General features: G+C 65.9%; 17 protein-coding genes. 10 read left to right on the top strand and 7 right to left on the bottom strand.

The window, feature by feature from the left end; translation table 11 throughout:
• The coding region (locus tag QMX82_RS18795; RefSeq protein ID WP_282286404.1) for an HAD-IA family hydrolase at positions 1-251 on the top strand (251 nt) is incomplete at its 5' end.
• Positions 252-294: 43 nt separating this feature from the next.
• Here QMX82_RS18795 and QMX82_RS18790 read toward each other — a convergent pair.
• Both QMX82_RS18790 and QMX82_RS18785 read right to left on the bottom strand, forming a co-directional pair.
• Positions 295-1509 (bottom strand): NAD(P)-dependent oxidoreductase, encoded by a 1215-nt coding sequence (locus QMX82_RS18790; protein ID WP_208694857.1) that lies wholly within the window; start codon positions 1507-1509, stop codon positions 295-297.
• 287 nt (positions 1510-1796) lie between these two features.
• Positions 1797-3290: a lipid II flippase MurJ gene (locus tag QMX82_RS18785; RefSeq protein ID WP_282286402.1), complete on the bottom strand. Its 1494-nt coding sequence runs from the start codon at positions 3288-3290 to the stop codon at positions 1797-1799.
• Between the two features lie 316 nt (positions 3291-3606).
• Between QMX82_RS18785 and QMX82_RS18780 the strand changes: the two genes are divergently transcribed.
• Both QMX82_RS18780 and QMX82_RS18775 read left to right on the top strand, forming a co-directional pair.
• Positions 3607-3861: a YebG family protein gene (locus tag QMX82_RS18780; protein WP_007161283.1), complete on the top strand. Its 255-nt coding sequence runs from the start codon at positions 3607-3609 to the stop codon at positions 3859-3861.
• Between the two features lie 56 nt (positions 3862-3917).
• Positions 3918-4871, top strand: a complete 954-nt coding sequence (locus tag QMX82_RS18775) for a nucleoside hydrolase (protein ID WP_282286399.1) — start codon at positions 3918-3920, stop codon at positions 4869-4871.
• Positions 4872-4953: 82 nt separating this feature from the next.
• Here the strand turns inward: QMX82_RS18775 and fba are convergent, their stop codons facing one another.
• The 5 genes from fba to epd form a co-directional block, all read right to left on the bottom strand.
• Positions 4954-6018, bottom strand: a complete 1065-nt coding sequence (gene fba / locus QMX82_RS18770) for a class II fructose-bisphosphate aldolase (RefSeq protein ID WP_059316498.1) — start codon at positions 6016-6018, stop codon at positions 4954-4956.
• Between the two features lie 118 nt (positions 6019-6136).
• The gene (locus tag QMX82_RS18765) at positions 6137-6466 is read right to left on the bottom strand and encodes an MliC family protein (RefSeq protein ID WP_158890122.1); all 330 of its coding nucleotides are present in this window, start codon (positions 6464-6466) and stop codon (positions 6137-6139) included.
• The gene (locus tag QMX82_RS18760; RefSeq protein WP_158890124.1) at positions 6463-6654 is read right to left on the bottom strand and encodes a hypothetical protein; all 192 of its coding nucleotides are present in this window, start codon (positions 6652-6654) and stop codon (positions 6463-6465) included. The genes QMX82_RS18765 and QMX82_RS18760 overlap by 4 nt, the downstream gene beginning before the upstream one ends.
• A gap of 5 nt (positions 6655-6659) precedes the next feature.
• Positions 6660-7823, bottom strand: a complete 1164-nt coding sequence (locus QMX82_RS18755; protein ID WP_133860523.1) for a phosphoglycerate kinase — start codon at positions 7821-7823, stop codon at positions 6660-6662.
• A gap of 27 nt (positions 7824-7850) precedes the next feature.
• On the bottom strand, positions 7851-8894 hold the full coding sequence (gene epd, locus QMX82_RS18750) for an erythrose-4-phosphate dehydrogenase (protein WP_282286388.1): 1044 nt from the start codon (positions 8892-8894) through the stop codon (positions 7851-7853).
• Positions 8895-9357: 463 nt separating this feature from the next.
• On the opposite strand from epd, the gene nrdH reads away from it, so the two are divergent.
• The 7 genes from nrdH (at position 9358) to tssI (ending at position 17632) form a co-directional block, all read left to right on the top strand.
• A complete protein-coding gene (gene nrdH, locus QMX82_RS18745) occupies positions 9358-9582 on the top strand; it encodes a glutaredoxin-like protein NrdH (protein ID WP_059230613.1) in 225 nt (74 codons plus the stop codon).
• 10 nt (positions 9583-9592) lie between these two features.
• Entirely contained in the window at positions 9593-9997 is a 405-nt protein-coding gene (nrdI, locus tag QMX82_RS18740) for a class Ib ribonucleoside-diphosphate reductase assembly flavoprotein NrdI (RefSeq protein ID WP_027598230.1), read from the top strand.
• Positions 9979-12120: a class 1b ribonucleoside-diphosphate reductase subunit alpha gene (gene nrdE / locus QMX82_RS18735; protein WP_282286377.1), complete on the top strand. Its 2142-nt coding sequence runs from the start codon at positions 9979-9981 to the stop codon at positions 12118-12120. Before nrdI ends, nrdE begins: the two co-directional genes overlap by 19 nt.
• A gap of 10 nt (positions 12121-12130) precedes the next feature.
• The gene (nrdF, locus tag QMX82_RS18730; protein WP_282286375.1) at positions 12131-13111 is read left to right on the top strand and encodes a class 1b ribonucleoside-diphosphate reductase subunit beta; all 981 of its coding nucleotides are present in this window, start codon (positions 12131-12133) and stop codon (positions 13109-13111) included.
• 520 nt (positions 13112-13631) lie between these two features.
• A complete protein-coding gene (locus tag QMX82_RS18725; protein WP_282286373.1) occupies positions 13632-15170 on the top strand; it encodes a DNA-3-methyladenine glycosylase 2 in 1539 nt (512 codons plus the stop codon).
• Entirely contained in the window at positions 15167-15673 is a 507-nt protein-coding gene (locus QMX82_RS18720; RefSeq protein ID WP_208693110.1) for a methylated-DNA--[protein]-cysteine S-methyltransferase, read from the top strand. Before QMX82_RS18725 ends, QMX82_RS18720 begins: the two co-directional genes overlap by 4 nt.
• A gap of 117 nt (positions 15674-15790) precedes the next feature.
• Positions 15791-17632 carry a type VI secretion system Vgr family protein gene (gene tssI / locus QMX82_RS18715; RefSeq protein WP_282286370.1) on the top strand — a complete coding sequence of 614 codons (1842 nt, stop codon included), beginning with the start codon at positions 15791-15793 and terminating at the stop codon, positions 17630-17632.
• Positions 17633-17637: the final 5 nt, after the last annotated feature.

The following is a 17637-nucleotide window of genomic DNA, read 5'->3' as shown; positions in this document are numbered from 1 at the left end:
TCTATCTGATCGCGCCAAGGACCCTGGGCGTCGCGCCGGAGCGCTGCCTGGTGATCGAAGACAGCGCCACCGGCGCGCGGGCGGCCCTGGCCGCCGGCATGCGCGTCATCGGCTTCACCGGTGCCAGCCATATCCCGCCGAGCCACGGCGAGACCCTGAGCGCCCTGGGCGTCACCGCGCTGATCGCCCACATGGACGAATTGCCCGCGACCGTCGCCCGCCTCTGCGCCGCCGCCAGCGGCGGGCAATGAAAAAGGGGCCCTCAGGGCCCCTTCGCTTTTCGCGTCAGCGGAATCAGGACAAGACTGCCCCTACCGCCTTGGGTAGCGCCACCGGTGCCAGATCGGCCGTCGCGTTCCATGCCGCCTTGCTCAGCTGGGTTTCCAGCAGCTGACGATGGATGGCCTCGCGGTGCTGTTGCAGGACGATGTCCAGGGCGCGGCTGGGCGTCAGTTCGACGTCGTCGAAGGTAACGATCTGACCCGGCTCCACGGCCCGCTTGAGCACGCTGTGCTTGAGCAGGCCGATCGGCAGGTGATCCGGGCATTCGGCGATCTTCACCGCTTCGCCGCGCACGCTGTAGCCACCGATGCCGCGCTCGATGACGTCACCAGCCGCCATGGGCTTCTTCATGATGGCGGCCACGCTCAGGGTCGGAGTGGTGGAGTTGTTGAGCAGGATCTTGCCGCCGGCGATGACGCGACGCAGGGTCTTGCCGACTTCCAGGGAGCACAGGTGGAAGGGGCGTACCAGGACATAGTACGGCCCCTTGCCCAGCTTGAAGTATTCGATGGCGCCGGCCTGGTCCTCGTCATGGCGACCGACCACGAAGACGCCACCCGCGGAGTAGCCGCTCGGGATCACGTAGTCGACGATGGGCGTGCCCAGTTGCTCGGCCATCTGCGCGAGGATGTTGGCGCTGTCCTGCAGGTTGGTCGAGTTGAGGCCTTCCAGACCCTGGCGGGTAATGGTGGCGCCATAGTTGTTGCCCACCACCACCTGCTCGATCTGCACCTTGGTGCCATCGGTGAAGGAGGTGGTCTGATCGACGCTGGTGCCCTGGCGCGCGGACCAGTAGGCCATGTCTTCCGGCGTCGGGTTATGGTTCAGATAGCCCTTCATGTTGCCGTAGACCAGCGGCTTGAAGCCCATCTGCACGGCTTCTTCGTGCAGTGCCGCCAGCGAACCCGGCTGGTCGCCCTCGGCCTCGGTCAGGAAACCCTTGCCGGCCAGATAGGAACCGGTCGTCACCTGCAGTTCGGCATTGATAGTGACCACCTTGATGCCGGCCTCGAACGCGCGCTCGATGATCTCGGTACCGTGGTAGGGGTCGCCACTGCATTCCACCAGCAGATCGCAATGATCGACGAGATCCGCCACCGACTGGGTGAGCGCCTCGGTCAGCGGATAGTCGGTAACCGTGGCGATGGGCCGGCGGGTCAGGACGCGGGTCACGGTCATGTCGTCATAGTGACGGCTGATGAGCCGGGCCAGGCAGCGCGAGATCATGCCGGTACCGACGATGCCGATACGGGTGACGGGGGATTGGGAGGACATAGGATCGATTCCTTTCAAAGAGAGTGTCGGTGGCGAGCAAGACCACCATGCGAAGTGCCGACCCCAACTGCGTGTCCGATCTCTTGCAAATGGAAAAACCGCTTCCATCAGAAATTCTATGACTGGGATCAATCTTTCCGTGCGACTCGAAGCCAAATCAAAAATTCATGACTTCGTAACAGATAGCGACCAATGGCCGCAGATCGCCACCTTTTTCCTAGCAGTACCGTGACGGCGGTTCAACTCGTCGGCTCTGCGCGGCCCGTGCCGTCAGCACCGCGCGCCCAATAGCCACGGCGGAACAGGTCACGTTCGCCCAGCGCCAGCAACAGCACCAGGAACCCGAGCATCGCCACGCTGATGCTGACGATCAGCTCCAGCAGGCCGACCGGCTTGGGCAACAGGAAAGTCAGCAGGGCCACCGCACTGCCGGCGCTGAACCAGCGCAGCAGCAGCGACAGGTGCAGCCCGGGCAGGGCGTGGCGATAAAGCGCCAGCGCCATGAACACGGCCTGCAGGAAGGCCCCGGTGGTAAAGGAATAGGCCAGCCCCTGGGCACCGAACGGCTGGTACACAGCTGCGTCCAGCGCCACGGTGATGAAGGAGCTGGCCAGGGTGGTGTAGAGGAAGGTGCGGGCGCGCTGCTGCGACAGCAGGGCACGCCCCCACAGCAGGGCCAGGCCCATCCAGGGCAGGCCGAGGGCATAGGCCACCACCAGGGTCGCGGTCGCCGCGCTCTGCTCGGCGCCAAAGGCTCCGCGCTCCAGCAGCACCTTGACCACCGGCTCCGAGTAGCTGAACAGCACCGCGGCGGCCGGCACCAGGAACAGCAGGGTGCCGAGCAGCGCCTTGCGCATCAGCGCGCTGTACTTGTCGACATTGCCCTCGTTCCAGCTGCGGGTCAGCTCGGGAAAGATCATCGCCAGGATGGACAACGCATAGAGCGTCAGCGGAATGGTCACGATGCGGTAGGAGAAGGACAGCATGGTGATATTGCCTTCGGCCAGCAGCGAGGCGAAGAAGCGCTCCGCCAGCATGCAGCCCTGCTGGGCGCCGGCGGCGAGCAGCACCGGCGCGAAGGTCACGGCGAAGGGACTGCCCTCGGGCTTCTCGAAGGCGACCGAGCGCTGGCTGAGATAGCCCAGCCGCCGGTGCTGGATGACGATCAGCAGCACCTGGGGCAGCAACATGCCGGTGAACAGCGCGATGCCACTCGGCTGCAGGATGACGATGGCCAGGATGGCGCCCAGATTGAGCATCAGGGTGCGGGTCATCGGCAGGATGAAGATGCGATCCAGGTTGAGCAGCGCGCCCTGGCAATAGAGGATGGCCTGCACGCAGATCAGCAGGGTGCCGACGGCGAAGACCAGCTTGCCGGTCTCGACCTGCTCATCGCTCCAGCCCGGGGCCAGGGCATGCATCAGCCAGGGACTGGCGAGGACGCCGATCACCGACAGCAGCAGGCCGAACAGGCCGATGCGCCAGTACAGCCAGCGACCGACCTGCTCGTACTGGGCGTTGCAGCGGTCACGGATGCGTTGCAGATAGGGGATCATGGCATCGCGCAGGGCGAGGCCGAAGAAGCTCTCGAAGAACACTGGCAGGATGAGCGCGACAAAGATCAGGTCGGCTTCCCAGCTCACGCCGAATTGGCGGGCGATCAGCAGGTCGCGCAGGAACCCCAGCAGGAAGCTGGCGACGGTGATGACCAGGATGATGAGGGTCGAACTCACGCCCGCACCTCGGTCGACCCAGACAGGTCAAGCACGGCAATAAGCGGACGGATAAAGATGGCAGGCATTGGCGGTCTCGTTCCGTGAGCCGGAGATGATCCGGATGAAGGCGGGCAACGGTGCCCGTTTGGTCCAGACTCAAAGACAACCTTCCGCTGTTAAGTTTCCCGAAGCAAATTCGGAGACACGCAGAAATGTCGAACGATTGGCAAATTGCCATGACTGGCTGGCGACTGCCCGCCGAGCGGTAGTCCTTGCAATGGTCAGGCATAGCGACTACTGTATATATAACCAGATACAGAATACGAGGTGACGCATGGCCGTCGAAGTGTTGTATCGCAGCAGCCGAGATCCGGAGCGCCTGTTCATGGATAAAGCCGAAGCCGATCGTCACGACAAGATGTTGGAGCTGGCCGAGTCGCTCGCCAGCGTGCTGGACAAGGCCGTACCCGGTCTTGCCGAAAAGCAGTGCGAAGACCTCGGGCTGTTCATGGCCCGCAATCGCGAGGTCTTTGCCCGGGCATTTCGCAACCAGCCGGATGCATTGGGCGAGTTGGACCTGCCCAGCTAGCAAGGGGCGCCGCCCCTCGGGTAGCCTGGGAAGAGATCTGAGCCGGAGAAAGCCTCTTGTCCCTTCCCATCATCTTCGATACCGATCCTGGCGTGGACGACGCCCAGGCCATCGCCCTGCTGTTTGCCGATCCCGCCTTCGAGGTGATCGGCCTGACCACGACCTTTGGCAACGTGCCGGTCACCACGGCGACCCGCAACGCCCTGCTGCTCACCGAGCTGGCTGGCCGGGATACGCCTGTCGCCGCGGGTGTCGCCGAACCCCTGGTCAAGCCGGCCGGCAACCATGCCCTGCACGTGCATGGCCAGGATGGCCTGGGCAATCAGCAGCTCCCCGCGCCGAGCCAAGCGCCCCACGCCCTGGACGCCGCGCGTTTCATCGTCGAGCAGACCCGCCTGCGACCGGGTGAGATCACCCTGGTGGCGGTCGGGCCGCTGGGCAACCTGGCCCTCGCCCTGGCGCTGGATCCCACGGTCGCCGAGCGCGTCCGCGAGGTGGTGGTGATGGGCGGCGCCATCGTCGAGCCGGGCAACGTCACGCCGGTGGCCGAAGCCAATATCTTTTCCGATCCCCATGCCGCGGCGCGGGTCTTCGCCGCCCCCTGGCCGCTGACCCTGGTCGGCCTCGACGCCACCCACCGCGCCGTCCTCGACCCGCCCCGCCTGCAGCGCATCGCGGCGCGCCAGGGCGCCCTCGGTGAGGTGCTCGCGCGCAGCTATGATTTCTATGCGGACTTCTACCGCAGCGTGAAGGACATCGACGGCTGCCATCCCCATGACAGCTGCGCCCTCGCCTATCTGCGTCGTCCCGAACTGTTCCACACCGCGCGCGGCCATCTCAGCGTCGGTACCCAAGGCCTGGCGGAAGGCCAGACCTTCTTCGCGCCCGAGGGTCGCGCCTACCTGGACGGGCGCTGGTCCGGCAATCCGCTGGTAACCGTCTGCCTGGGCATGGACGGCGCCGCCATGGTCGCCTGGATGGAAGAGGTCCTGACCGCAACCGAGCGGTAAGGGGTCACGCGCCGCCGTTCGGGCTCCAGGCGATCGACAGGCGAAAAAAAGGCCCCTTGCGGGGCCTTTTCTACATCCGGGATCAGTTGACCTTGGGATCCAGTTCGCCGCGGGCATAACGCTCGAACATGGCATCCAGGGAGATCGGCTTGATCTTGGAGGCCTGGCCGGCGGTGCCGAAGGCTTCGTAACGGGCGATGCAGACTTCGCGCATGGCGGTCACGGTCTTGGCCAGGTACTTGCGCGGATCGAACTCGCTGCGGTTCTTGGCCATGAACTCGCGGATGGCACCGGTGGACGCCAGACGCAGGTCGGTGTCGATGTTGACCTTGCGGACCCCGTACTTGATGCCTTCGACGATCTCTTCGACCGGCACGCCGTAGGTTTCCTTGATGTCGCCACCGTACTCGTTGATGATCTTCAGCCACTCCTGGGGCACCGAGCTGGAACCGTGCATGACCAGGTGGGTGTCCGGGATGCGCGCGTGGATTTCCTTGATGCGCTGGATCGACAGGGTGTCCCCGGTCGGCGGCTTGGTGAACTTGTAGGCGCCATGGCTGGTGCCGATGGCGATGGCCAGGGCGTCGACCTTGGTGGCCTTGACGAACTGGGCGGCTTCTTCCGGATCGGTCAGCAGCTGGCTGTGATCCAGGGTGCCTTCGGCGCCCACGCCGTCTTCTTCACCGGCCATGCCGGTCTCCAGGCTGCCCAGGCAACCCAGCTCGCCTTCCACGGACACGCCGCAGGCATGGGCGAAGGCCACGGTCTGCTGGGTGACGCGCACGTTGTAGTCGTAGTCGGACGGCGTCTTGCCGTCGGCCATCAGCGAGCCGTCCATCATCACCGAGGAGAAGCCCAGCTGGATGGAACGCTGGCAGATGTCGGGGGTGGTGCCGTGGTCCTGGTGCATGACCACCGGGATGTGCGGGAATTCTTCCACCGCGGCCAGGATCAGGTGACGCAGGAAGGGAGCGCCGGCGTACTTGCGGGCACCGGCGGAGGCCTGGACGATGACCGGCGAATCGGTCTTGTCGGCGGCTTCCATGATGGCGCGCATCTGCTCGAGGTTGTTGACGTTGAAGGCCGGAACGCCGTAGCCGAATTCGGCGGCGTGATCCAGCAGCTGACGCATGCTGACGAGTGCCATTGGTGATTATCTCCCTACAAAGGCGGTGGTGGCGCCAGCCTGCATGAGCGGCTGGCAGGGTTCAAGCGGCCGACCCCTGGCCGCCCTGGATTAATCGGTTCAGCTGACATTCGCCCGTTCAAGGCGTCCGGCAACCGCGGCCGATGAGGTCGTTGTTGGCGATCCAGTAGACGAGTCCCTGATCGCCGCGGATATGCAAGGCCACCAGCCCGTCGGTATAGGACTGGCCGTCGGTGGCCGGTTCGCGGTTGAGATGGCGGATCAGGCCATCGCCTTCCAGCTTGAGGTCGACGATGGACTGGCTGCGATCCACATAGCGCCAGTCGAAGGCCGCCTTGGAATCGCAGACCCAGTGGGTCCAGCCGCCGGTCTGCTGCGCGCCGCGGCCGGCGCAACCGGCCAGCAGGGCGAGACTCAGCAGCCCGAGGGCGAGCGTGCGCCCCTTCACTGGGCGCAACCGCTGGCAGGACGGCTGGCGTTGCCGGTGAGCGTATCGACGCGCTCGCCGTTCTGCGCCGTGGGCGTGGCGGCCGCCGCGGGCGGCGGCGCGAACACCGCGCAGGCCTTGTCGGCATTGCCACCGGCGCAACCGGCCAGCATCAGGACAGCGGAACAGACGAGCAGCGGCGTACGCATGGCGATTACTCCTGGGCGCGTTGCTGGAGGACTTCGACGGCCGGCAGGACCTTGCCCTCGACGAATTCGAGGAAGGCGCCACCCCCGGTGGAGATATAGGAGACCTTCTCGCCGATGCCGTATTTGTCGATGGCGGCCAGGGTGTCGCCACCGCCGGCAATGGAGAAGGCGTCGCTGTCGGCAATGGCCTGGGCCAGGGTGCGGGTGCCTTCGCCGAACTGGTCGAATTCGAAGACGCCGACCGGACCGTTCCAGAGGATGGTCTTGGCCGATTTGAGCAGGTCGGCGAATTGCTGGGCGCTGACCGGGCCGATGTCGAGGATCATGTCGTCGTCGGCCACGTCGTTGATCGACTTGGTGACGGCTTCGGCGGTCTCGGCGAATTCCTTGGCGACCACCACGTCGACCGGCAGCGGCACGCTGACCTTGGCGGCGATGGCCTTGGCGGTGTCTACCAGATCTGCTTCGTACAGCGACTTGCCGACCTTGTAGCCGGCCGCGGCCAGGAAGGTGTTGGCGATGCCGCCGCCGACGATCAGCTGGTCACAGATCTGCGCCAGGGAATTGAGCACGTCCAGCTTGGTGGACACCTTGGAGCCGGCGACGATGGCCGCCATCGGCCGGGCCGGATTGCCCAGCGCCTTGCCCAGCGCGTCCAGCTCGCCGGCCAGCAGCGGACCGGCCGCGGCAACCTTGGCGAACTTGGCCACGCCGTGGGTCGAGCCCTCGGCGCGGTGGGCGGTGCCGAAGGCGTCCATGACGAAGATGTCGCACAGGGCGGCATAGTGCTTCGCCAGGTCATCGGCGTTCTTTTTCTCGCCCACGTTGAAGCGCACGTTCTCCAGCAGTACCAGCTGACCCGGCTCGACCTGGACGCCGTTCAGATAGTCCTTCACCAGCGGCACGTCACGACCCAGGGCCTTGCTCAGATAGGCGGCGACCGGTGCCAGGCTGTTTTCCTCGCTGAATTCGCCCTCGGTGGGACGGCCCAGGTGCGAGCAGACGATCACCGCGGCACCCTTTTCCAGGGCCAGCTTGAGGGTCGGCAGGGCGGCGACCAGGCGGGCATCGCTCTTGATCTGGCCTTCCTTCACCGGAACGTTGAGGTCTTCGCGAATCAGGACGCGCTTACCCTTCAGATCGAGGTCGCTCATTTTCAACACGGACATACAGGCAATCCCTTAGTTGTGCTTGTTTCAGGTGGGCTTGGCGATGCGCAGCCAATGGCCGGCGACGTCGAGCATGCGGTTGGCGAAGCCCCATTCGTTGTCGAACCACACCAGCAGATTGACCAGCCGGGGGCCGGAAACGCGGGTCTGGCTACCATCGACGATAGCGGAATGGGGATCGTGGTTGAAATCGCAGGAGGCGTGGGGCAACTCGGTGTAGTCGATCAGCCCGGCCAGGGGACCGCTCCGGGCGGCGTCACGCAACAGGGTGTTGAGGGCGGGCGCCGTGGTGTCGCGGCCGACAATGCAGGTGATGTCCAGGCAGGAGACGTTGACCGTGGGTACGCGCACGGCGCGGGCCTGGATGCGCCCGCCGAGCTCGGGCAGCAGGCGCTCGATGCCGCGCGCCAGGCCGGTCGCCACCGGGATGATCGACTGGAACGCCGAACGCGTCCGCCGCAGATCTTCGGCATGGTAGGCGTCGATCACGGGCTGGTCGTTCATGGCCGAGTGGATCGTGGTGATGGAGACGTACTCCAGACCCAGGGTCTCGTGCAAAAGTTTCAGCACCGGGACGCTGCAGTTGGTGGTACAGGAGGCATTCGAGACCAGCGTCTCGTCACCGCGCAGGGTCTGCTGGTTGACCCCGTAGACCACGGTGGCGTCCACGTCGGTCTCGCTGACCATGGGCTGGGAGAACAGCACCCGCGGCGCACCTGCGGCGAGAAAGCGTCCGGCCTCGGCGCGGGTGCTGAAGGCACCGGAGCATTCCAGCACCAGATCGACGTCCAGCGCCCGCCAGTCCACCCGCTCGGGCTCGGCTTCGCGGCGGATCTCCAGGGCCTGATCGCCGATGCGCAGGCGCTCACCCTCCAGCGCGACCCGACCGGGAAAGCGGCCATGGGTGGAGTCGAAGCGGGTGAGGTACTCCAGGCTGGGCCGGTCGGCCAGATCGTTGAGGGCGACGATGGCGAACTCGGTGGCCGCGCCGCGCTCGTGCAGCGCACGCAACACGCAACGACCGATGCGACCGTAGCCGTTGAGAGCGAGGCGATAGCGAGCGGAACTCATGCGTGAACGGACCCGGGCGCAAGCGAAAGGCCGATTATGCGGCGGTTCGACGACGAATGGGAGTCGCCAGGGTAGTCAGGTCGACTTTCGCACTACAAAAAGGCGCTCTCCTTGGCAGACAGGAAAGAAATCCGCCGCCTGGCCGGGCATGCCTGCCGCAGCGACAACGGATCGCGGTCTGCAGGGAGGCCTTACAGGTAGTCCCATGGGTTGCGGGGCTACCTGACGCTTCGCCCATGGCCTGGCAAAAACCCTCATCCGAGGGCGATAGATCAAAGGCATGACCCAGATCAAAAACCCCACTTGTTGTGTTGTAGAAATTACAAAACACCATATGTAGTATCTGGAACGAACTTGAGGCCCAAGCCGCGCTCGAAGGAAAAGACCCGCGCCGCTCCGGCCGACGCCCGCTGGCGACAGGCTTTTTCTTCTGAGTTCGCCCCACTACGGACAGGAGTCAGCCATGACCATCACCATCTACAGCAAGCCCGCCTGCGTGCAGTGCAACGCCACCTATCGTGCCCTCGACCGTCAGGGCATCACCTACCAGGTGGTGGATATCGAGCAGGATGCCCAGGCGCGCCAGACCGTGGAATCCCTGGGCTATCGCCAGGTGCCGGTGGTGGTGGCCGGTGACGACCACTGGGCCGGCTTCCGCCCGGACAAGCTCGGCCAACTGGTGGCCTGAGGCCGGGGCCATGGGCGAGCTGCTGTATTTCTCCAGCACCTCGGAGAACACCCACAGATTCGTCGAGAAACTCGGGCTGCCGGCGCGGCGCATCCCCCAGGATCCCGCCGCCGAACCGCTCAAGGCCCGCGAGCCCTACATCCTGGTCTTGCCGACCTATGGCGGCGGCGGCAGCAAGGGCGCGGTGCCCAAGCCGGTGATCCACTTTCTCAACGATCCGCACAATCGCGCCCTGATCCGCGGCGTCATCGCCGCCGGCAACACCAACTTCGGCGAGGGCTACTGCCTGGGTGGACGTATCGTCGCCCAGAAATGCGCGGTGCCCCTGCTCTACCAATTCGAATTGCTCGGCACGACGGAGGATGTCGACCGGGTGCGCACGGGAGTGAATGACTTTTGGCAACGGCAGGCCTGACCCCGACCGGCAGCGACGCGGACTATCACGCGCTCAATGCCATGCTCAATCTCTATGGTCCCAACGGCGAGCTGCAACTCGACAAGGACCGCCAGGCGGCGCGGCAGTACTTTCTGCAGCACGTCAACCAGAACACGGTGTTCTTCCATAACCTGGACGAGAAACTCGGCTATCTGGTGGACAAGGGCTACTACGAGGCGGCGGTGCTGGAGCAATACGCGCCGGCCTTCGTGAAGGCGCTGTTCGAGCGCGCCTATGCCTACAAATTCCGTTTCCAGAGCTTTCTCGGTGCCTTCAAGTACTACACCAGCTACACCCTCAAGACCTTCGACGGCCAGCGCTACCTGGAACGCTACGAAGACCGGGTGTGCCTGGTCGCCCTGAGTCTGGCGCGCGGTGACGAACAGCTGGCCGAGTCCCTGGTGGACGAGATGATCAGCGGCCGTTTCCAGCCGGCCACCCCGACCTTCCTGAACGCCGGCAAGCGCCAGCGCGGCGAGCTGGTGTCCTGCTTCCTCCTGCGCATCGAAGACAACATGGAGTCCATCGGCCGCGCGGTGAATTCGGCGCTGCAGCTGTCCAAGCGTGGCGGTGGCGTGGCCTTCCTGCTGAGCAACGTGCGCGAGGTCGGGGCGCCGATCAAGCGCATCGAGAACCAGTCCTCCGGCATCATCCCGATCATGAAGCTGCTGGAAGACGCCTTCTCCTATGCCAACCAGCTGGGATCGCGCCAGGGCGCCGGCGCCGTCTACCTCAACGCCCATCACCCGGACATCCTGAGATTCCTCGACACCAAGCGCGAGAACGCCGACGAGAAGATCCGCATCAAGACCCTGTCCCTCGGCGTGGTCATCCCGGACATCACCTTCGAGCTGGCCAAGCGCAACGCCGACATGTACCTGTTCTCGCCCTACGACGTGGAGCGGGTCTATGGCGTGCCCTTCGCCGATATAAGCGTCAGCGAGAAATACGCGGAGATGGTGGCCGATGCGCGCATCCGCAAGCGCAAGATCAACGCCCGCGAATTCTTCCAGACCCTGGCGGAGATCCAGTTCGAGTCCGGCTATCCCTACCTGATGTTCGAAGACACGGTGAATCGCGCCAATCCCATCGCCGGACGCATCAACATGAGCAACCTCTGCTCGGAGATCCTCCAGGTCAACACCCCCAGCCGCTTCGACGAAGACCTGGGCTATGAGCACATCGGCCAGGACATCTCCTGCAACCTGGGTTCGCTGAACATCGCCCGCACCATGGATTCACCGGACCTGGGCCGCACCGTGGAGACCGCCATCCGCGGCCTCACCGCGGTCTCGGAGATGAGCGACATCCGCTGCGTGCCCTCGGTGGCCGCCGGCAACGCCGCCTCCCACGCCATCGGCCTGGGACAAATGAACCTGCACGGCTACCTGGCTCGCGAGCACATCCACTACGGCTCGGCGGAAGGCCTGGATTTCACCAACCTGTACTTCTACACCGTCACCTACCATGCGGTGCGTGCCTCTAATCGCCTGGCCATCGAACGCGGCCAGAGCTTCCAAGGCTTCGCCGACTCCAAGTACGCCAGCGGCGCCTATTTCGACCAGTACACCGAGGGCGACTTCACCCCCCGTACCCCACGGGTGGCCGAGTTGTTCGAGGTCGCCGGCATCCGCCTGCCGACCCGCGCCGACTGGCAGGAACTCAAGGCCTCGGTGATGCAGCACGGGCTGTTCAACCGCAACCTCCAGGCCATCCCGCCCACCGGCTCGATCTCCTATATCAACCACTCCACCTCCAGCATCCACCCCATCGTCGCCAAGGTGGAGATCCGCAAGGAAGGCAAGCTGGGCCGCGTCTACTACCCGGCGCCCTACCTGGCCGACGATAACCAGGAGTATTACCAGGATGCCTATGAGATCGGTCCGGAAAAGATCATCGACACCTATGCCGAGGCCACCCGCCATGTCGACCAGGGGCTGTCGCTGACGCTGTTCTTCCGCGACACCGCCACCACCCGCGACATCAACCGGGCACAGATCCATGCCTGGAAGAAGGGCATCAAGACGCTCTATTACATCCGCCTGCGCCAGGCCGCCCTGGAAGGCACCGAGGTGCAGGGCTGCGTGTCCTGCAGCCTGTGAGGAAATCGCCATGAACGCACCCGTCAACGCGCCGCGCCTGAAACTCATCAACGCCATCAACTGGAACCGCATCCAGGACGACAAGGACCTGGAGGTGTGGAACCGTCTGACCGGCAATTTCTGGCTGCCGGAAAAGATCCCGCTGTCCAACGACATTCCCTCCTGGGCGACCCTGACGCCCAAGGAGCAGCAGCTGACCATCCGCGTCTTCACCGGCCTGACCCTGCTGGACACCATTCAGAACGCCGTGGGCGCGCCAACCCTGCTGGCCGATGCCGTCACCCCCCACGAGGAAGCGGTGATCGCCAACATCGGCTTCATGGAAGCCGTGCACGCGCGCTCCTACAGCTCGATCTTTTCCACCCTCTGCTCGACGCCGGACGTGGACGAAGCCTATCGCTGGAGCGAGGAGAATCCCTATCTGCAGACCAAGGCCGAGCTGATCCTCGAGCGCTACCATGCCGAGGACCCGCTGCTGCGCAAGGTGGCCAGCGTCTTCCTGGAATCCTTCCTCTTCTATTCGGGCTTCTACCTGCCGATGTACTGGTCCAGCCGCGCCAAGCTGACCAATACAGCCGACCTGATCCGCCTGATCATTCGCGACGAGGCGGTGCACGGCTACTACATCGGCTACAAATTCCAGCAGGCCCTGGCCAAGGAAAGTCCGGAGCGCCGCCAGCAGGTCAAGGACTTCGCCTACGAGCTGCTGCAGGATCTCTATGACAACGAGGTGGCCTACACCGAGGACCTCTACGACAGCGTCGGCTGGAGCGAGGACGTGAAGAAATTCCTCCACTACAACGCCAACAAGGCGCTGATGAACCTGGGCTTCGAAGCGCTGTTCCCCAGCAGCATGACCGACGTCAGCCCGGCGATCCTCGCCGCCCTGTCGCCCAGCGCCGACGAGAACCATGACTTCTTCTCCGGCTCGGGCTCGTCCTATGTCATCGGCAAGGCGGTGAGTACCGAAGACGAGGATTGGAATTTCTGAGCTGACCCGCTGCTCCGGCCACCTGCTCGGAAAACTCCCTCTCCCTCTGGGAGAGGGTTGGGGTGAGGGCACGCCTCGCGACAAAGTCACAGTGGAAAAGGCGGCGCCGTTTTCCAGGCTACGGCGCTGAGCTGGCCGCCTGCTCCGAAAACTCCCTCTCCCTCTGGGAAAGGGTTGGTGTGAGGGCGCCCCTCGCGACAAAGTCCCAGTGGAAAAGGCTGCGCCGTTTTCCACGCTACGGCGCTGAGCCGGCAGCCTGCTCCGAAAACTCCCTCTCCCTCTGGGAGAGGGTTGGGGTGAGGGCGCCCCTCGCGACGAAGTCCCCGTGGAAAAGGCTGCGCCGTTTTCCAGGCTACGGCACTGATTCCTGATCGCGACCATGGCGGTCCGCCGATGCGGCCGCTCCTACGGAAGTTTGACGTTTCTGTAGGAGCGGCCCATGGCCGCGATAGATCTCCACCTCAGCGGTCCTGTCCGAAAACGGCCAGTCACCCCCACCCGGCGGTGCTAACCTGCCGCCATGAACGCCTTCCCCGATATACCTGCCTTCGAACGCGCCCGCCTGGCGCGGGACCCGCGTTTCGATGGCCTGTTCTACACCGCGGTGCTCACCACCGGCATCTACTGCCGGCCGGTGTGCCCGGCGCAACCGCCACGCCCGGAAAACGTCAGCTACTACCCCAGCGCCGCGGCCGCCGAGGCCGCCGGCTATCGCCCCTGCCTGAGATGCCGCCCGGAGCTCTCCCCTGCCGGCGGCCACTGGCAGCGCGGCGATGCCACCCTGGCGCGCGCCTTGCGGCTGATGGACGAAGGCCTGGAGGACGGCGGCCTGCCCGCCCTCGCCGCCCGCCTCGATCTCAGCGAACGCCAGTTGCGCCGGCTGTTCGTCGAGCGCCTGGGCGCTGCGCCCCTGGCGGTACTCACCACCCGCCGATTGCTGTTCGCCAAGCAATTGCTCAGCGAGACCCGGCTACCGATCACCGAGGTGGCCCTGGCCGCCGGCTTCGGCAGTCTCAGACGCTTCAACACCGCCTTTCGCGATGCCTACGACCTGGCCCCCAGTCAGGTGCGCAAGGGCCAGGCCGCGGCTTCGCCGGTGCTGGTCCTGCGCCTGGCCTATCGACCGCCCTACGACTTCACGGCCCAGCTGGATTTCCTTCGCGGCCACGCCCTGCCCGGTGTCGAGGTCCTGGACGACACCAGCTACGCCCGGGTGATCGGCACGCCTGAACAGCCGGGCTGGCTGCGCGTCTCGGCCTGGGACGCCGACACGCCGGCGCTGCGCCTGGAATTGCACGGCGCGGCCCCTGGGGCGCTGCAAGCGGCAGTGGCGCGTATCCGTCGCATGTTCGATCTGGACGCCGATCCCGAAGCCATCGCCCAGGGCCTGGCGGTCGATCCGACCCTGGCCGAACTGGTGGCGCGCCGGCCCGGCCTGCGTCTGCCCAGTGGCTGGGATGGCTTCGAGATCGCCGTGCGCGCCGTCATCGGCCAGCAGGTCAGCGTGGTGGCGGCCACCACCATGACCGCCCGGATGGTGCAGCGCTTCGGTCGCCCCTGGGGGGAGCCCGGTCACGAGGCCAGTCGGCCGCCAGCCGGTCTGCACCACTTCTTTCCCACGGTGGACGCCCTGGCCGATGCCGCCCTGGAAGACCTCACCGGCCTCGGCCTGATCCGCGCCCGCGCCGGCACCCTCGGCACGGTGGCCAGAGCGCTGCGCACTGGCGAGGTGGACTTCGACACCGGGCGCACCCTGGACGACTTCGCCCGGCGCTGGATCGCCCTCAAGGGCATAGGTCCCTGGACCGCCCAGTACATCGCCCTGCGCGCCCTCGCCCATCCCGATGCCTGTCCGGTGGAGGACCTGGTGCTGCAGAAGCGCCTGGCGCCACCCGGCGAGCGCCTGACCGCCAAGGCCCTGTACGCCCGCGCCGAAGCCTGGCGCCCCTGGCGCGCCTACGGGGTGATGCAGGTCTGGCGCGAAGCCACCTGGAAGGCGCCTGCCGACGCCCCCGCCGAACCCGTACCCACCCATCTCGCCATGGAGTCGCCCCGATGATCGCCTACTGCCTGCTGGACAGCCCCATAGGAACGCTCACCCTGGCCGCCGACGACAGTGGCCTGCGTGTGGTGGAATTTCCCGAGAATCGCTACCTGGCCAAGCGCGATGCCAGCTGGAGCGCCGCCGACCATCCGATTCTGGCCCTGGCCCGCGCGCAACTTGGCGAGTACTTCGCCGGCCAGCGTCAGACCTTCGAGCTGCCGCTGGCGCCGCGCGGCACCCCCTTCCAGCTGGCGGTCTGGCAGGCCCTGGCGGAGATCCCTCACGGCCAGACCTGGAGTTATGGTCAGCTCGCCAGCCACCTCGGGCGACCCCAGGCGATGCGCGCGGTGGGCGCCGCCAATGGCCGCAATCCGCTGCCCATCGTGTTGCCCTGCCACCGGGTGATAGGGGCATCCGGCGCCCTGACCGGCTTTGGTGGCGGCCTGCCGACCAAGCAATTCCTGCTGGAGCTGGAAGGCGCGTTGCCACCGCCGCGGGATCTCTTCGCGGCGTCCTAGCCCGCCACCGCGCCAGAACCTGGCTGATAAAAGGCTCTAGCATGCACCTTTCAGCGCTTGAGCCGGTGCGCTCCTGTAGCGCAAACTGGAATTTTCCATTCGCAAGGATGCGATGCGATGTCCAGTGCAGCCACTGCCCCGACCTTCACCCTGACGCTGGATGGCGTCGCCCACGATTTCCAGGTGCTCGCCTTCGACGGCCACGAAGCCATCGGCCAGCCCTATCGCTTCCAGCTCGAGCTGGTCAGCGAGCGCCCGGACTGGCCGCTGGAGTCCCTGTTGCAGCGCCCCGCCTTTCTCGCCCTGGGTGGGGGTGAACAGGGCATCCACGGCCTGCTCACCGCCGTGGCCCAGGGCGATTCCGGTCGGCGCCTGACCCGCTATCGCGCCGAGCTGGTGCCACGCCTGGCCTACCTGGCCCACCGCGTCAACTCCCGCATCTTCCAGGGGCGCAGCGTCCCCGAGATCCTCACGCAGCTCCTCGAGGAACACGGCATCCTCGACGGCGACTATCGCTTCGCCCTCGGGCCGACCCGCTATCCGCCGCGCGACTACTGCGTGCAGTACGGTGAGAGCGATCTGGCCTTTCTCACCCGCCTCTGCGAGGAAGAGGGCCTGCACTTTCACCACCAGCATCGTCGCGACGGTCATGTGCTGATCTTTGGCGATGACGCCACCGGCTTTGCGCAGCTGGGCGCCACCCGCTATCTACCCGGCAGCGGCCTGGTGGCGGACGAACCCGCGATCAGCCACCTGGCGGTCGCGCTGCAGATCCGCAGCAGCGCCAGCCTTCTGCGCGATCACGACCCGCTGCAGCCACGGCTGCGTCTGCAGAGCGGCAGCGACGCCCCGGCCCGGCCCGCGCTGGAAGACTATGGCTTTCCTGGGCGCTTCACCGATCGCGCGAGCGGGCAGCGCCTGAGCAGCCGGCGCCTGGAACGCCTGAGAGGCGATGCCCTCCAGGCCCAGGGCGCGAGCGACCAGCCCAGCCTGGTGAGCGGGCACTTCCTGCCGCTGGAACAGCATCCGCGTGCCGACTGGAATCAGCTCTGGCTGTTGACCGAGATCCAGCACCAGGGCCGCCAGCCGCAGGTCCTGGAGGAAGACGTTGCCGACCGGATTCCGGTCGACGGCTTCGCCCAGGGCTATCGCAACAGCTTTGTCGCTCGGCCGTGGACGCTGCCCTTCCGCCTGCCCCTGCGCCATCCCAAACCCCGGCTGCTGGGCGCCCAGAGCGCCGTGGTCACCGGACCGGCCGGCGAGGAAATCCACTGCGATGCCCTGGGCCGGATCAAGGTGCAATTCCACTGGGATCGCGAAGGCCAGGCGGATGAGCGCAGCAGTTGCTGGCTGCGGGTCGCCAGCGGCTGGGCCGGCAACGGTCACGGCGCCCTGAGCCTGCCACGGATCGGCATGGAGGTACTGGTCGGCTTTCTCGAAGGCGATCCCGATCAGCCGCTGGTGATCGGCTGCCTGTACCACGCCGAGCAGCGTCCGCCACTGGAACTACCCAGGGACCAGACCCGCAGCACCTTCAAGACGCTGAGCAGTCCCGGGGGCCACGGCTACAACGAAATCCGCAGCGAGGATCGCCAGGGCCAGGAGGAAATCCATGTCCATGCCCAGCGCGACTGGGACGAACGCATCGGCCACGAGCGCCATCAGCGCATCCGGGGCAACAGCTACAGCACCTTCCACACCGAGGAACACCGCATCACCCAGGGCGAACGCCGCACCGAGGTGCGCGCCGACGATCACCTGGACATCGACGGGAGTCAGCAGCTGCGGCTGGACGCTAGCCTGCTGGTCGAGGCCGGTAGCGAGATCCGGCTGCACAGTGGCCAGAAGATCGTCCTGGAAGCCGGTGCCCGCCTCACCCTCAAGACCGGCGGCAGCTTTGTGCAGCTGGATGCCGGCGGGGTCACCCTGGCTGGCCCGAGCATCCGGGTGAATCCCTGAACGCG

The sequence above is a fragment of the Pseudomonas sp. PS02302 genome, from assembly GCF_029959585.1.
Lineage (GTDB): Bacteria > Pseudomonadota > Gammaproteobacteria > Pseudomonadales > Pseudomonadaceae > Chryseomonas > Chryseomonas aestiva.
The sequence above is the reverse complement of the archived record's forward strand: the minus strand, read 5'-3'. Positions and strand labels throughout refer to the sequence as shown.

Coding starts and splice junctions, on each gene's coding strand:
- QMX82_RS18790 (WP_208694857.1), bottom strand. CDS start 1,509: ATGATCTCGCGCTGCCTGGCCCGGCTCATCAGCCGTCACTATGACGAC.
- QMX82_RS18780 (WP_007161283.1), top strand. CDS start 3,607: ATGGCCGTCGAAGTGTTGTATCGCAGCAGCCGAGATCCGGAGCGCCTG.
- QMX82_RS18760 (WP_158890124.1), bottom strand. CDS start 6,654: ATGCGTACGCCGCTGCTCGTCTGTTCCGCTGTCCTGATGCTGGCCGGT.
- nrdI (WP_027598230.1), top strand. CDS start 9,593: ATGGGCGAGCTGCTGTATTTCTCCAGCACCTCGGAGAACACCCACAGA.
- QMX82_RS18725 (WP_282286373.1), top strand. CDS start 13,632: ATGAACGCCTTCCCCGATATACCTGCCTTCGAACGCGCCCGCCTGGCG.
- nrdH (WP_059230613.1), top strand. CDS start 9,358: ATGACCATCACCATCTACAGCAAGCCCGCCTGCGTGCAGTGCAACGCC.
- epd (WP_282286388.1), bottom strand. CDS start 8,894: ATGAGTTCCGCTCGCTATCGCCTCGCTCTCAACGGCTACGGTCGCATC.
- QMX82_RS18720 (WP_208693110.1), top strand. CDS start 15,167: ATGATCGCCTACTGCCTGCTGGACAGCCCCATAGGAACGCTCACCCTG.
- nrdF (WP_282286375.1), top strand. CDS start 12,131: ATGAACGCACCCGTCAACGCGCCGCGCCTGAAACTCATCAACGCCATC.
- QMX82_RS18755 (WP_133860523.1), bottom strand. CDS start 7,823: ATGTCCGTGTTGAAAATGAGCGACCTCGATCTGAAGGGTAAGCGCGTC.
- fba (WP_059316498.1), bottom strand. CDS start 6,018: ATGGCACTCGTCAGCATGCGTCAGCTGCTGGATCACGCCGCCGAATTC.
- tssI (WP_282286370.1), top strand. CDS start 15,791: ATGTCCAGTGCAGCCACTGCCCCGACCTTCACCCTGACGCTGGATGGC.